Below are 15,478 nucleotides of genomic sequence, written 5' to 3'. Positions count from 1 at the left end.
CCATATCTGTCGGGCCGCCTGTAATTCAGGCGGCCTGACGCTGCCTTAGAGCGGCATAGTCTGACGTGTTATGGCCGGTGGATTAAGCCGGGCAAAGCCCTCTTGGCGCTGATACGGGAAATGCGGATAGGGAGCAGTCGTCTCGCTGGCCTCGTCCAGCTTCGCCACCTGTGCGGATGTCAGTTCCCATCCCACGGCATCGAGGTTCTGGCGAAGCTGTTCCTCATTGCGTGCGCCGATGATTACCGTGGAAACAGTGGGGCGTCTGAGCAGCCAGTTGAGGGCGACCTGCGGCACCGTTCTGCCCGTCTCTTCCGCGACAGCATCGAGCGCATCGATCACGCGGTAGAGATGTTCATCCTCCACCGGCGGGCCGAAGCTGGCGGTCTCATGCAGGCGGCTACCTTCGGGCAGCGGCGCGCCGCGGCGGATTTTTCCGGTCAACCGTCCCCAGCCGAGCGGGCTCCAGATCATTGCGCCAAGACCCTGATCCGCGCCGAGCGGCATCAGATCCCATTCGTAATCCCGGCCGATCAGGGAATAATAGACCTGATTGACCACATAACGCGGCCAGCCATATCGGTCCGCGACGGCAAGCGATTTCATGATCTGCCAGCCTGAAAAATTCGAGACACCTGTATACCGCACCTTGCCGGAGCGGACGAGCGTATCGAGCGTCGCCAGCACTTCCTCAACCGGCGTGAAGGCATCGAAGGCATGGAGCTGAAGGATGTCGATATAGTCGGTCTTTAGGCGGCGCAGGGCATCATCCACCGCGCGCAACAGCCGGAAGCGGGAGGATCCGGCCTCGTTTGGCCCGTCGCCCATCGGCAGGCTGGTCTTGGTTGAGATCAGAACGCTGTCGCGCCTTCCCTTAACGGCTTCGCCAAGCACTTCCTCCGATGCTCCATTGGAATAGACGTCGGCGGTATCGAACAGGTTGACGCCGGCTTCCAGACAAATATCGATCAGGCGCCGGGCTTCCGTGGCGTCTGAATTGCCCCAGTTGCTGAAGAGCGGGCCGGAGCCGCCGAAGGTTCCGGTGCCGAAACTCAAGACCGGCACTTTCAGGCCGGATTGGCCGAGATGGCGATATTCCATGGAGCGTTCCTTTGTTGCTTCGAAATGGTCGCGGACGGGGCTCTGGCCGCGCCGCGCTCTGTCCATCCCGTCATGATCTGGCAGATGAAGATTGCGATGCGTTTCAATCGCTGTCTGAAGATAGACGCTCGCTCTTCAATGAAATAGAATGCCGAAAATACTATCACTTGTGAGATGAAGTCATCATGGCGCGACTGGAGATCAACCGGGCAGGGGAGATGGAAATCTTCGTGCGGGTCGTCGAACTCGGCGGTTTTTCCCGCGCGGCCGCCGCGGCAAACATGACGCCTTCGGCGGTGAGCAAGCTGATCGCACGGCTGGAAGGCCGCCTTGGCGCGCGTCTGCTCAACCGTTCCACCCGGCAGCTTCAGATAACGCCGGAGGGCTGCGCCTTCTATGAAAGGGCCACCCGCATCCTCGCCGATCTCGAAGAGGCCGAACGCGCCGCCGGTCGGGGCGAACAGCCTGTCGGCCGCGTGCGGATCAACACCAGCGCTTCCTATGCAACGCATATTCTTGCGCCCGTCCTGCCACGGTTTCTGGCGCTTCATCCGGGTATCACGCTCGATATCGTCCAGACGGATCTGGCGGTCGACCTTCTTGCGGAACGCATGGATGTCGCGGTGCGTGCCGGGCCGCTGAAGAGTTCAACTCTCGTCGCCCGGAAACTCGGTGAGACAAGGATGATCATCGCCGCAGCCCCGGATTATCTGGAGCGCTGTGGCGTGCCGCAAACCATCGCCGATCTGGAGGATCATAATCGCCTCGGATTTGGCTATATCCGGTCAGTCGAGGGGTGGCCGTTGCGGGACGGCGGAAAGACCGCCGTCATTCCGGCGACCGGGCGCGTGCAGGTCAGTGATGGCGAGGGCCTTCGCCGTCTTGCCCTTGCCGGTGTCGGTCTGGTTCGCCTTGCTGCCTTCACCGTGCGGGAGGATATCGCCGCCGGCCGGCTCATATCGGTCCTCGATCACCTCGATACGGGCGAGACGGAGATGTTTCATGCCGTTTATGTCGGTCAGCGCGGACCTCTTCCAGCGCGCATCCGGGCGCTGCTCGATTTTCTGGGCGAATACGGGCGGGTGAAATGACCTTTCGATGGCATCGGAAGTCGCGGCGGGATGAAGGCGGCAGGCGGCCGAAAAAAGAGCATCCGGAGGACCGGACGCCTATGGCCTCGGACCGGACAGCGTGAAGGCACCAACCGATTTCAGCGTTATGTGTGTCTTGCCGGCAAGCATGTTCGGTATCGCGCCGCAAAGGCTGCCCGTCGTCACGACATTGCCTGCCTTGAGCATCCCCCCTGTGTTGAATGCCGCATTGGCAAAGGCGACCAGCGGCGCGAGCGGATCACCATTCGGATGCTTTACTGTAGCATCGAACAACGATAACTGCCCCTCGGTAACGGTGAGCTGCGGCAAGTTCTCGCCATTTCCGGCAAAGACATCCACGATGCCTCTATCCACTTCCGGACCGATGACAAAGCCGTGGTTGGCAAGGCGATCCGCGAGAAAAAGCGGAAACGGCACCTGATTTTTTTCCACCAGCCTGTAGCGAAGAAGTTCAGCGCCAAGGTGGACCTTGTCGATAAATCCTATCAGGTCGTCCCTGGTCAGCGACCCTTCGGTCGCGGCCGGGATATCGGCGGAAAGGGTAAAGCAGATCTCGATCTCGATGCCTTCGGTGCCATCTTGAGGAAAAAAAGCGACGTTGGTTTCGTCGACCCGAACGCAATCGAACATGGGCGCCCCGATGGCCTCGCCATCCGGGCGGATCGCCAGTTTCCAGCCGGCAACCGGTTTCGCCCAGTTTTTCGCAAAAGCCCGCTGAGCCGCCATAGCCTCTTCGAGGGTGGTGGGAATGAGGTCCTCGCCCTGAACCGCCGCCAGAGAAATCTTCGTGACCTCGCGACTCGCTGTGGTGAAGCTTTCAGCCAGTTTTTCGATTGCTGTCATTCACTCATGTCTCCTGACGATCTTACACGTCGAATGCTGTCACGATTTGACGCTGTGTGCCAAGGCTATCAATGCCGAGTTCGACCACATCGCCGGCTTTTAGAAAGACAGGCGGTTTCATTCCAAGGCCAACCCCGGGCGGCGTGCCAGTGGTGACAACGTCGCCCGGCATGAGGCGCATAAAGCGGCTGATATAAGAAACAAGCGTCGCGATCGGGAAAATCATCTTGGACGTCGAACCGGTCTGCATGCGCTGGCCGTTGACGTCGAGCCACAGGCCCAGATTTTGCACGTTGCCGACTTCATCCGGCGTGACCAGCCATGGTCCGAGAGGACCGAATGTCGGTCCGCTTTTGCCTTTGGTCCATTGGCCGCCGCGTTCTATCTGAAAGGCGCGCTCGGAGACGTCATGGCAGACGCAGAAACCCGCTATGGCGGAGAGCGCATCTTCTTCCCGCACATGATAGGCGGGCTCACCGATAACGAAGGCGATCTCTACCTCCCAGTCAGTCTTTTCCGAATCCTTTAGCAGGTAGATCGGATCATTCGGGCCGGAAATGCAGGACGTGTGTTTGTTGAAAAGCACCGGCTCTTCGGGGATGGGCGTGTTCGTTTCCAGCGCATGGTCGATGTAATTGAGGCCGACCGCAACAAAATTACCGACAGCACCGACGCAGGGACCGATCCGGACATCCGATGATACGGCCGGAAGCGACGAAAGATCAATTTTCGCCAGCTTTTCAAGGGAGCTGCGTGAGAGGGTCGGCCCAGCAATATCGGCGACGACGGAAGAAAGATCGCGGATGTTACCCTCCGCATCGAGCGCTGCGGGTTTTTCCTGGCCGATGGGACCATAACGAAGAAATTTCATCGGGTTTTCCTATGCAGCTGATTGCTGAACGGCATTTTCGCTGAGTGCGAATTCAAGGCGATAAAGTCCAGGTTCCGCGAGGCCGATGAGCTCGGTTCTGGAGAGGTGTTGTACCAAGCTGTCTGAAGCACCGGAGACGGAAGAGGCCGAGCCGCCTTCGATCATGATGATCCAGTTGGGTACGCCAACCTGCCGGCCTTTGCGTTCGGCGGTTTCGAGGCTGCTTGCGCCATTGTCTGCAATGCACAAATGGGCGCCGCTGACGCCGTTCAGCTTGCCGGTTTCGCAGAGAGCCTCGGCCAGCATCGATCGGATTGTCGCCCTGTCGGCCTCGGCCGCATCAAAACGAAAAGTGGCGATGAAGCCGCCGTCACCGCACCCATAAGAATAGTCGGTGTTGCAGACACCGCGTGTCGTGTTGCGGAAGTCAGTGGTTGAACGTTTTGTCCAGGGGGTGGGATTATTGAGCCGGTCTAGATAGGGCTGGCCTACCAGTACCTGCGCATCCGCTGCCTCATAGAGCGTGAAATATTCGGGTGTTCCCTGTTGCGCGATATAGCGGCGTCCGCGCAGGAAACCGGGTATCGATACCCGCTCGGGAATATGTTCGCGATTGTGCCATTCAATGAAATTTTCGCGGCCTTCCGGCAAGATGTCGTTCCAGATGGCGACGACGGCTTTTCCCAAAAGAGACATTGGTTCCCTCAATATGTTGCGCGACCACCGGACAGGTCGAAAACCGCGCCGGTTGAGAAGCTGCATTCGGAAGAAGAGAGCCAGGCCACCATATTGGCGACCTCGGCGGGTTCGAGAAAACGCCGCATGGGGATGCGGGAGAGAATATCGTCCAGCCGTTCCTTCGGCGCATCGATGCTCATCGCCGTCATGGAGGCGGCGGGGGTGATGGCGTTGACGAGAATATCAGCCGTTGCGAGCTCCTTGCCAAGGCTCTTGGTCATGGCCACAAGGCCGGCCTTGGCGGCGCTATAGGCAGCTGCCTGATGCATGCCTTCCTTGGCCTGGATGGAGGCAACATTGATGATGCGGCCGAAACGGTTTTTTTTCGCCGTCTCGATCATCAGTGGCACCAGAGCGCGGCAGACCAAAAAGGAGCCAAATAAATTGATGTCGATGATCCGGCGAAATTCCTCGACGGGAATTTCCCATAAGGGAGCGACGCTACCGACAATACCTGCATTGTTGATGAGAATATCAAGTCTGCCGAACTGCCGTTGCAGATTGATGGCAGCCGCCCCTATGCTTTTTGCGTCGCTGATATCGACACCGGCATGCGGCAGGTCGCCAAAGGAACCGTCCTTTAAGGCGCCCGGCAGATCCCAATGAACCACCGTTGCGCCGCAGTCTCGTAGGCGCTGGCTGATGGCGGCACCGAAGCCGCCCGCAGCGCCGGTCACGACCGCCACCCGGCCTTCAAGATCATAATGTGTGGACATGTTTGAAAACCATTCTTGCGCATCGAGCCCGGTAGAATTCACCGGGCTTCCTGCGCCTGCCGTTATTTTGCGATCAGGCTGTTGGTGAAGAAGGCGTCTGCCGGCATATCGGTCTTGATGTCCTGATATTCCTTCATCAGATCGAGTGTTTGCTGCCAGTCTGCCGCGGCCATTTCGCCGAGCGGCGCGGATGGCGCGGATGGTGACGGTAAAAGCTTGAGCGAGATTTCGAGCTGCTCTTTGAGAAGCTTGGGATCGCCAGTCGGTTTTTCTTTCACTGCCGCTGCAACGGCAGCGTCGGGATCAGCCTTGGCTGCCTCGATAGACTTTAGCGATGCGGCCACGAAGCGCTTGACCAGATCCTGGTTGCTGTCGACCAGCTTGGTATTGGTGATGATAGTCAGGCCTTGCGTGTTGACGCCGAGCTCTGCGAAGGAGAACACTTTCTGCTCCAGGCCCTTGGAATTCAGAACCACGACCTGGTTTTCAAGCCCGCCGAGAATACCTGCCGCACGATCCTGCATGATGGCGATAATCTTGCCAGGGCCATCCACATTCAGAATGTTGACCTTGGACGCATCGACGCCGTTTTTTTTCCAGACGGCGGGTAGGAGAGCGAGCGAAGCCTCGCCGGCGCTAGCTGCGACCGTCTTGTCCTCCACATCCTTGATGGACTTCACACCGGAATCCGCGCGAAACGTCATCGCGTAGGGAGACGTGTTGAGCAGGCCGAGCACGGATTTGACCGGTGCGCCTTTCGAAGCGCCGGCAATGACGCTGCCGCCATCGGCAATGCCGAACATGTCGCCGCCGGTTGCGACTGACTGGACCGTGCGCGCCGAGCCTTGGCCTTCGCCAATATGCAGATCGATGCCGGCCTCCTTATAGAAGCCCTTTTCGGCGCCATAATAAAAGATGGTGTGGACACCGCTCAAAAGGAAATTGAGACGCAGCGTCACGTTGTCCTCAGCCGCAGCCGATTGAATGCCCGCCAGACCCACGGCGAGCACGATCACGCCGCCCGAAAGCTTTTTTTTCATTATATTGAACATTTTATCCTCCCGTTTTTAATTGAATGTCGAATTCAGGTCGCGCTTTTCGCGACGGTAAAGTCGTCACGGCGCTGAGAAACGTGCCAGGGGATCGCGAAGCGCTCGATCAGTTCCACGATGCCGTAAAGAAGCAGGCCAAGAAGGCTGAGCACGATGATGACGGCGAAGGTCATGCTGGTGTTCATGTTGCCGTTATAGTTCAGCAGCAGGTAGCCAAGTCCATTGTCGGAGGCGACGAACTCCGCCACCACGGCCGCCGTCGCAGACAGTGCCGCAGCCACCTTGAAGCCGGCGAAAAGCGAGGGCAGGGCACCGGGTAGTTCAACCTTCCAGAAAATCTTCAATCGTCCGGCGCGATAGCTCTTGGCGAGATCGTAGACGTCGGGTTCGATGGATTTGAACGCCACGATAGAGTTGACGACGATCGGAAAAAAGGAAAGCAGGAAAACCAGCAGGATCTTCGAAGGCAGACCGAAGCCGACCCAGATGATGAAAAGCGGTGCGATGGCGATCTTCGGGATGATCTGGAGGATCACCAGCAGGGGATAAAATATCGCTTCGAATGCGCGGGAATAAACGACCAGCAGTGCGAGCAGCGTGCCCATCACAACGGCGACGAGGAAACCGAGCACCATGGGCTGCAGTGTATAAAGCGATGCGGTGAACACAACAGGCACGTTATTATAAAGATCCGCAAAGACCTTGCTCGGCGTCGGCAGGATATATTCCGGAACACTCAGGAGGCGTACTGCGATCTCCCAGACGATGCCTGCGCCCACGAGGCTGCCAACCGTATGGGCCTGCCCTTTGACGGCACCAATGACTTTCGAAAACATGCTTCCTCCCGAATTGCCCGCCAATCACGGGCAATTTTGTATTATTGGAACAATGTTCCATATGGACTGATGTTTCGTCAAGTGCTATTTCGGAAGGGACAGGAGACGGAATACAGCGGGAGGAACGTATGTTGCAGAGGAAAAAAGACAGGACCGGTTATGAGCCAGGGGTTTTGCTGGAGGGTGTGAGTAAATATTTTGGCCATCCGGACGCGCCCATCGTGGCGTTGGAAAAGCTCGACCTCACTATTGGTGACGGCGAATTTGTCGCGATCGTCGGCCCGTCGGGTTGCGGCAAATCAACGATGATGCGACTGATCTCGCGCCTTTCTCACGCCAGCACCGGCCAGATTTCTGTTTTTGGCGATGTCTCCAAGGAGCCGCCACCTGGAATGAGTATCGTTTTTCAAAACCATGTGCTTCTCGCCTGGCGAACGATCATCGATAATGTGCTGTTCCCTGCCGAAATGACCGGACGGAATCGGGAAGAGCTGCGACCGCACGCGCTGGCGCTTCTCGAATCCGTCGGATTGAAGGAGTTCGCCGACAGATATCCGCACGAACTCTCAGGCGGGATGAAACAGCGCGCATCAATCGCCCGTGCTTTGCTGCTTCAGCCGCGTCTGCTGTTGATGGACGAGCCTTTCGGGGCACTGGACGCGCTGACACGTGAACAGATGCGTATCGATCTGGAAGCGCTTTGGTTGAAGAACCGGATGACGGTGGTCTTCATCACCCATTCCATCGATGAAGCCGTTCTTCTTGCGGATCGCGTCATTGTCATGACCCCGAGGCCCGGACGGATCGAGAGGATGTTGATGATTGACATGCCGCGGCCGAGGGGTCTGGCGGCACGTCGCGAGCCGGAATTCATCGAAAAATCCGAAGAAATTACCGAGATTTTTCTGTCACGTGGAATTTTGCAACGCCATGTCTGACACGATGGGGCCTTTTGTCCAGCCGTTGAACGACGGGAGAATGGCCCCGTATCTTCTTAATGAGGCATCGCCTTTTGATGAAAATTGGCGAGGCATATGCGACTGGAGAATGAAATGGACAGGACGATCAATGTACCAAGCGGCGGCGTCGAGCGGACGATCGCCATGCTGGAGCTCCTCGCCTTGGCCGAGGAACCGCTCAAGCTATCCGATGTCGCTCATCAACTCGATATACCAAAAAGTGCATGCCACCGCATCCTTGCCTCCCTAATAGAGAATGGGTGGGCGTGGCAGAGTCCTGAGAGCGATTGTTACGCGCTGACCATGCGCATGGCGTTGGTGGGCCAGAAACAGTTGACGCGGCTGCAGGTCTCGGATCTGCGCCAACCGATCCTCAATGCACTGGCGGAGCGCACGCGCGAGCTTGTTCGCTTGACGGCTGTGCAGAACAATACGCTCGTCTGGGTCGGCTCCGCCCGCGGCCGCCGCTCGGGCCTCGTGTTCGAACCCGATATGAGCGCCGGCATCGTGCCTTATGCGACGGCAAATGGTAAAATATGGCTTGCGAGCCTTGAACGGGAGAGGGCGCTCAGGGTCGCACTCGAAGCAGGGTTAGGCCAGCCCGGCCAGCAGGCCGCTAACGCTATCAACACAATCGAGGCGCTCAATAGGGAGCTCGATGCCGTTGCAGGTCTCGGCTACGGCCGTGCAGTTGGCGAGGCCGAGGAGGGAGTGGGAGCAATTGCTGTCGCCATCCGCCAAGGGAATGAGGTCGTCGGAACCATGAGTGTTGCGGCACCGCTAACGCGTCTCACGGATGAGCGCGTGGCGGAGATATTGCCACTCCTGGCGAGGGCCGCAAGCGACATGGAAATCGCCTGGTAGCCAAGTTGGCTCTTCTCCGCTCAAATATGGGCCGCTGAAAAAAAATTCGGGCGGCGATGGCCGCCCGTTTTATTTTGGTGTCAAGCGACGTCTGCGTCGAATTGGATGCTGTGAAGCCGCTTGTAAAGACCGTCATTCGCCAGCAATTCACGCCGGCTTCCCTGTTCGGCCACTTCACCATTGTCCATGACGACGATCTTGTCGGCGCGGTTGATTGTGGAAAGGCGATGGGCGATGACGATGGATGTCTTGTTGAGCGTCAGGCGTTCCAGCGCATCACGCACGAGAGCCTCGGATTCGGAATCCAGTGCACTGGTCGCTTCATCGAGGATCAGGATATCCGCGTCCCGAAGCATTGCGCGCGCAATTGCCACACGTTGGCGCTGGCCGCCCGACAGGCCAGAGCCGTTCTCGCCCAGCCTAGTGTTGTATCCGTCCTGCATCTTCATGATGAAATCATGCGCATTCGCAGCCTTTGCTGCCGCAATGATCTCTTCCTCTGTCGCGTTATCGCGGCCGACGGAAATGTTGTGCTTGATCGTCCCGGAGAACAGGAATGTTTCTTGACCGACGTAAGAAACATGTTCGCGCAGGCTTGCAAAGGAAACATCGCGCAGATTCATGCCGTTGATTTCAACGGAGCCGTTCTGTGGATCGTAAAGACGCATCATGAGGTTGATGATCGTCGACTTGCCACTGCCTGAGGGGCCAACCAGCGCCGTCATCTTACCGCCTTCGAAGAGGACGCTGATGTCCTTGAGAACAGGCTGGCCGGGCACGTACTCGAAGCTGACATTCTTAAGCTCGACATCGCCGCTTGCTTTGGGAAGCGGGACTGCATCCTTCTTTTCGGTTAGCGTTAGCGGGGCGTCCAGCACCTCGAACATCATGCGCACGCCGATCATCCCGCCCTCAATCTGCACGCGCATGCGCGCAAGTCGTTTGGCAGGCTCGTAGGCAAGGAGAAGGGCTGTAATGAAGGCCATCAGATCGCCGGGGGAACCGCCTTTTTCGAGTACGGTGTAACCTGAAACTGCAATTACCACAGCGATAGCAAGGCCAGACAGGGTCTCCATGATTGGGCTGGTCGCGGCTTCCAGTCTGGCTATGCCATTGGCCCGCTGCTCGACATCGGAAACCGCTTTGTTCATGCGTTGTGCCATCAGCTTTTCCAGGGAAAAAGCCTTTATGACTCGCACGCCGATGCTGGTTTCCTGGACGACGTTGACGATTTCGCCCAACGAAGCAAGTTCCGCCTCCATGATCTTTCGGACGCGCCGCAGCACGAGACGAACGCTGAAGATTGCTAACGGACCGATAATCATTGAAATCGCGCTCAGAAGGAAATTCTGGGCAAACATCACGATGATCAAGCCGAGGAGGGAGAAGAGGTCGCGGACGAAGGATGTGACGATCGTGTCGATGACGCTGCGGGCAGCTTGGGCGTTGTAGGTGACGCGAACGAGCAGTTCGGAAGATGGGAGGTTTTGGAAAAAGGACACGCCCTGCTTCAGAAGTCGATCGTAAATCTTGCGTTGCTGCTCGGCGACGATGCTGTTGCCAGCTTTGCTGAGATAGTAGCTCTGCACGAAGGTAGCGAGGCCCTTCACTATGAAGATAGCTGCCACTGCAAACGCAATCTCAAGGACGACATCGAAACCTTGCTTCAGATAGACGCTGTTGACGATATCACGCATTATCCACGCGCTGAGAGATGTCATACCAGCGACAACGAGCATCGCTGCTATTGCCGCAGAATACCAGCCAACGTGTTTTTTGAAGTTTTCCTTAAATAGCCGCGTTAACAGCTTTTTGTCGTCTGGCGACAAAAATGATCCGATCACTGCAATATCCTTGCGAATTCAAGATAAATAACGTTCCAAAGCAAGACCTGCTCACCGCCCCATGGCAAAGGCAATTGTAGTGTCACCTAGTCAGCATGTCACTCGTATTCACCTTGTTACATCATCAATCCGTGCTGTACGGAGATGTACGGAACACGGATCAAGATAGTCCGGCAACGACTTGCGTTTGCGAGGACGAAAAGCCTCCATTCGAATCCATGTGTGGCCTACATTAGCGGCTAGGAAATAGTCTTCCTCATTCTGTCTGTCAATATCGGCGCGTTGGCCCTGCTCGCGGGATGTGCGCGATCATCCCCCCCCCCCCCGCCAGAGGGGTCAATATTCCATGCCGAAACACATTCTTGAGGTGTCTAGCAGTTGACGTAGGCGTCGGGAAGTAAGCGCCTCGTCGGAACGTCCGAGTCATCACATCGTATAAAGCCATTGGTTTTTAGTGGCTGGATCATTGTCTCGACTTGAGCCTGAGAATAGGATATCCGCCTCAAAACATAATCAGCTACGCATTTTGCCGAGGAAAAATATGACCGACGATCTTGATTTCACCGGCGAACGCTATCTACCCACAATTGGTGGGAATATTTACCTTGAGCATATGCACCGGTATCATTTGGCGAAAAATTTTGTCAAAGGCAAAGACGTTCTCGATATCGCAGGCGGTGAAGGTTTCGGTACAGCACTTCTTGCGGAAACTGCCCGGTCCGTGATTGGCGTGGATATTTCAGACGAAGCGGTCCGTCACGCACAGTCGAAGTACAAAGCCGATAATATTTCCTTCAAGGTTGGATCATGTGAAGACATTCCCTTGCCGTCGGCTTCGGTGGATGTCGTCATTTCCTTTGAAACGCTTGAACACATCGAGGCCCATGATCGCTTTATGGAGGAGATCAAGCGCGTTCTGCGCGCTGATGGAATATTGATCATTTCCACTCCGGAAAAGTACGCCTACACTGTCGCGACTGGGCTGGTTAATCCCTTTCACGTCAGGGAGCTTTTAAAGACCGAATTTAACGAGCTGCTGGGACAATATTTTGCTCATGTGTCGATGCATGGTCAGAAGATTGGTTTTGGGTCAATGATCGCATCTGAAAACCAAGCTACGCGGTTTTTTGAAACGGACTCTGGAAACGGCGCAACTACTGCAGGTATCGAGTCGCCGATGTATATGATCGGTGTCGCGTCGGATCGGCCGGTCGATGATGTGAGCATGAGCGGCGTCTTTTCGCAGGATATTCAAGCGTCCGAACCAGTCCTCAAACGTGTCGAATTCGAACAGGCTCACTGGGCCGAAATCCTGATGAAGGATATTGATCAGATTTCGGGAAAAGTTGATGCGCTTCAGCGCAACAACTGGATGAGTCGGGCTTCTTTGACAAAGTTTCTGAAGCGTTTGATTTATGCTCGTTTGTTGTACACCTTGTCGGAAGTCAGTGCCTTCAGTACTCGAAGACGCAAACGGTTTCTGAAATCGGCTGAAAAGCGTGACCCGATGTTGCTGTCGCGCAAGGTCGATCAGTTCTGCCTCGACTATTATCAGAGAATTGCTTCAAACAGGATTATCGCGGCGAGCCGCTCCAGTATTAGCGCCCAGACCGGCGTGAGGGTGACTGCGATCGTGCCGAACTTTAACCACGCGCGATATCTTCCCCAACGTCTGGACAGCATTCTGTCGCAGACATATCCGCTTATCGATGTTCTGGTTCTTGATGATTGCTCCAGTGACGACAGTCGTTCGGTAATAGACTCATATGTCAAGCGTTTCCCTGAGCGTATCAGAGCTGTCTATAATACCGAGAACTCCGGAAATGTGTTCCGTCAATGGCAGAAGGGTCACTCGCTGGCGAAGGGTGATTTGGTCTGGATTTGCGAAAGTGACGATTTTTGCGAGCCGACTTTCGTTGAAAGAATGATCAATGCATTTCGTGACCCAAGCGTGATGATGGCGTTCGGGCGAATCCAATTTGCGAATAGTCAGGGAGAGTATTTTGCCGGGCTGGATCATTACCGTGAGGATAGTGAGCCAGGGATCTGGGAAGCGCGCCTGACTCGTCCGGCAGCCGAGTGGTTTCGCGGCGGCTTTGGCGTCAAAAATGTGATTGCCAACGTCGGAGGAAGCCTCTGGCGGCGTTTTGAGATTTCCGATCAGGTCTGGGAAGAGGCCAGAAGTTACAAAATCATGGGCGACTGGTACCTCTATTCGGCTATCGCAGCGGGTGGACAGATCGCATACGAGCCCAGTTCTGTCAGCTATTTCCGTATTCACGATAGCAATACATCCGGTAGCAGCGCCCAATCGAAGCCAGAATATTATAAAGAATATGCGCGACTGATGACATCGTTGAAGAAACGATGGGAGATTCCAGATGGTACCCTCAAACGCTTTATCGATGTCTGTCGTAGCGTCTCAAAAGGTGCTGGAGTTCAGACTGAAGAATTTCAAAAACTGGTGAATTACCAAAACCTTAGCACGGTCCCGCGTGAACATATTCATGTCTTGGTCGGCATTTTGGGCTTTTCGTTCGGCGGTGGAGAAATATTTCCGATTCATCTCGCGAATGCACTTCGCCGCAAGGGGGTAATGGTTTCCATTCTTCAGATGCACGATGCGGACGATCATAAAGACGTGCGGCGTATGCTCGATCCTGGTATCCCTGTTTATACAGCCAATGCGGTTCGCGACATGGGGATAGATAATTTCATCACGAATGCAGGAATATCGGTGGTCCATTCGCATGTTGCCAACGTTGAGGGGTTCCTGCTCGACGGACAAGGCATTTCCGCTCCCTTTATTTCGACACTGCACGGCTCCTATGAGGCGATGGATGTTTCGACGAGTAGGATCGACCGCTGGAGCAGGAAAATTGATAAATTCGCCTATACTGCTGATCGAAACCTGGGGCCGTTCGATACTCTGCAGATAGGCAAAGAAAAATTCGTGAAAGTTAAAAATGCGATGCCTGTTGATGAAGTAGCGTTTCCCAAAACGCGTGCTCAGCTGGGTGTGGCAGAGGATGCCGTCGTATTTTCGCTTGTTGCGCGAGGGGCTGAAGGCAAAGGCTGGGTGGAGGCCGTCAAGGCATATCGCTTATTGCGGGAGCGGCGACCTGATGTCCCAATGGCGATGCTTATGGTGGGCGAAGGGCCAGCCACGGACGATGCCAAGCTCTTGGCAACGACGGACCCGACTATTCATTTCCTTGGTTTTGTTAAGGAAATCTATGGTCTTTACCGTATCAGCGACGTCGCTCTGATACCGACACGCTTTCCAGGTGAATCTTATCCCCTATGCTTGATACAGGCACTTCAAGTTGGGGTCCCTTGCGTGTCGACAGATGTCGGTGAGATCAAAGCAATGTCACAGATCGATGGCCAGCAAGCAGGAATCATAATCGCGAATGACAGTGATAATGACCGATTTGTCACTGAATTGATCAACGCCATGGAAGAAATCTTGGAGAAAGATGTCCGTGACGGCTTTAGCGAGAAAGCGCAGATCCTTGGAGCGACATATGATATTGATGTGCTCGCTGGCGAGTACATCGATCATTATCGTTCGGTGCTCCCAAGGAAATGACTTTGGCAGCATTAAGGTGATAGGCTTTTTATGAAGATATTGGTTCTCGGCGGCAGTGGGTTCATCGGCTACCATCTTGTCGAAGATTTGGTAGTTGCGGGACACGAGGTGAAGGTGCTGGGAAGAAGCCGTCTTCCTGGTCGTCCGCTACCGGCAGGCGTACAGTATGTTTCAGGAGAATTGGCTGATAGCCAGCTGATGCGTGAGCTTTTGGTGGATGTCGGCGCCGTGGCGCATCTCATCAGCGGGACGGTGCCGTCCACGGGCGATAAGGATCCTGGCAAGGATGTTGAGCTGAATCTTCTCGGAACCCTAAGCCTTCTTGAGGATATGGCAGCATGCAATGTAACCCGCATTCTCTATTTATCGTCGGGTGGGACTGTCTACGGAAAGCCACAGGAAGTCCCAATTCCCGAGGGGCATATACTTGATCCGATATGTTCGTACGGTGTGGTGAAGGTTGCGATAGAATCCTATCTCAAACTTTATGAGACCAAGGCCGGTTTACGGCCTGTTGTGATCCGAGCTTCCAATCCTTACGGTCTTTATCAGGGTAACTTGGGTGTCCAGGGGATAATAGGCACATATCTCAACCTTGCCCTGAAACACCAGCCTATCGAGATATGGGGAGATGGCTCCACGATTCGCGACTATATTCACGTCAAAGACCTTAGCGGCCTATGTGTTACGGCGCTGCTCAGTGACAGGGTCGGCGTCTACAATGGGGGTAGCGGAACAGGGACTTCCGTTCTCCACATTGCGGAAATCGTACAGGAGATTACGGGTAATCCCATTCCAATAGTCTATAAGCCTCATCGAAGCCTCGACGTTCCGGTATCCGTTCTCGACATAGAGCGGGCAAGGATGGATTTTGACTGGGAGCCAAAGATAGGTTTGAGAGAAGGGATTGCCGGCGTCTGGTCGTGGTTGAAGGAACACGAATAGCCATT

13 protein-coding genes are annotated in these 15,478 nt (G+C 55.5%); 5 read left to right on the top strand and 8 right to left on the bottom strand.

Annotated elements, in window-relative coordinates; genetic code table 11:
- Positions 1-45 precede the first annotated feature (45 nt).
- A complete protein-coding gene (locus JZX88_RS14145) occupies positions 46-1,101 on the bottom strand; it encodes an aldo/keto reductase (protein WP_206913952.1) in 1,056 nt (351 codons plus the stop codon).
- Between the two features lie 185 nt (positions 1,102-1,286).
- Between JZX88_RS14145 and JZX88_RS14140 the strand changes: the two genes are divergently transcribed.
- Positions 1,287-2,192, top strand: a complete 906-nt coding sequence (locus tag JZX88_RS14140) for a LysR family transcriptional regulator (protein ID WP_206913951.1) — start codon at positions 1,287-1,289, stop codon at positions 2,190-2,192.
- A 78-nt stretch (positions 2,193-2,270) separates the two neighbouring features.
- Here JZX88_RS14140 and JZX88_RS14135 read toward each other — a convergent pair whose 3' ends face one another.
- The 6 genes from JZX88_RS14135 to JZX88_RS14110 all read right to left on the bottom strand — a co-directional run bounded on the left by JZX88_RS14135 (position 2,271) and on the right by JZX88_RS14110 (position 7,269).
- Positions 2,271-3,056 (bottom strand): 2-keto-4-pentenoate hydratase, encoded by a 786-nt coding sequence (locus JZX88_RS14135; protein ID WP_206913950.1) that lies wholly within the window; start codon positions 3,054-3,056, stop codon positions 2,271-2,273.
- A gap of 22 nt (positions 3,057-3,078) precedes the next feature.
- Positions 3,079-3,927 carry a fumarylacetoacetate hydrolase family protein gene (locus JZX88_RS14130; RefSeq protein WP_206913949.1) on the bottom strand — a complete coding sequence of 283 codons (849 nt, stop codon included), beginning with the start codon at positions 3,925-3,927 and terminating at the stop codon, positions 3,079-3,081.
- Positions 3,928-3,936: 9 nt separating this feature from the next.
- Entirely contained in the window at positions 3,937-4,623 is a 687-nt protein-coding gene (locus tag JZX88_RS14125) for a DUF4286 family protein (RefSeq protein WP_174029861.1), read from the bottom strand.
- Between the two features lie 8 nt (positions 4,624-4,631).
- Positions 4,632-5,381 (bottom strand): SDR family NAD(P)-dependent oxidoreductase, encoded by a 750-nt coding sequence (locus JZX88_RS14120; RefSeq protein WP_065116934.1) that lies wholly within the window; start codon positions 5,379-5,381, stop codon positions 4,632-4,634.
- 62 nt (positions 5,382-5,443) lie between these two features.
- Complete coding sequence (locus JZX88_RS14115) at positions 5,444-6,433, bottom strand: ABC transporter substrate-binding protein (RefSeq protein WP_206913948.1); 990 nt, start codon at positions 6,431-6,433, stop codon at positions 5,444-5,446.
- 32 nt (positions 6,434-6,465) lie between these two features.
- On the bottom strand, positions 6,466-7,269 hold the full coding sequence (locus JZX88_RS14110) for an ABC transporter permease (protein ID WP_065116932.1): 804 nt from the start codon (positions 7,267-7,269) through the stop codon (positions 6,466-6,468).
- A gap of 128 nt (positions 7,270-7,397) precedes the next feature.
- Here JZX88_RS14110 and JZX88_RS14105 point away from each other — a divergent pair, with 128 nt between their 5' ends.
- Complete coding sequence (locus JZX88_RS14105; protein ID WP_206913947.1) at positions 7,398-8,207, top strand: ABC transporter ATP-binding protein; 810 nt, start codon at positions 7,398-7,400, stop codon at positions 8,205-8,207.
- 114 nt (positions 8,208-8,321) lie between these two features.
- Positions 8,322-9,092 (top strand): IclR family transcriptional regulator, encoded by a 771-nt coding sequence (locus tag JZX88_RS14100; protein WP_206913946.1) that lies wholly within the window; start codon positions 8,322-8,324, stop codon positions 9,090-9,092.
- A gap of 80 nt (positions 9,093-9,172) precedes the next feature.
- On the opposite strand, the gene JZX88_RS14095 is transcribed toward JZX88_RS14100, so the two are convergent.
- Positions 9,173-10,936 (bottom strand): ABC transporter ATP-binding protein, encoded by a 1,764-nt coding sequence (locus JZX88_RS14095; RefSeq protein ID WP_206913945.1) that lies wholly within the window; start codon positions 10,934-10,936, stop codon positions 9,173-9,175.
- Positions 10,937-11,477: 541 nt separating this feature from the next.
- On the opposite strand from JZX88_RS14095, the gene JZX88_RS14090 reads away from it, so the two are divergent.
- Positions 11,478-14,528 carry a glycosyltransferase gene (locus JZX88_RS14090; RefSeq protein ID WP_206913944.1) on the top strand — a complete coding sequence of 1,017 codons (3,051 nt, stop codon included), beginning with the start codon at positions 11,478-11,480 and terminating at the stop codon, positions 14,526-14,528.
- A 30-nt stretch (positions 14,529-14,558) separates the two neighbouring features.
- Positions 14,559-15,473: an NAD-dependent epimerase/dehydratase family protein gene (locus tag JZX88_RS14085; protein WP_206913943.1), complete on the top strand. Its 915-nt coding sequence runs from the start codon at positions 14,559-14,561 to the stop codon at positions 15,471-15,473.
- Positions 15,474-15,478 lie beyond the last annotated feature (5 nt).

The organism is Agrobacterium sp. OT33, from assembly GCF_017313365.1.
Taxonomy (GTDB): domain Bacteria; phylum Pseudomonadota; class Alphaproteobacteria; order Rhizobiales; family Rhizobiaceae; genus Agrobacterium; species Agrobacterium rhizogenes_A.
This window is presented reverse-complemented; position numbering and strand designations above follow the sequence as displayed.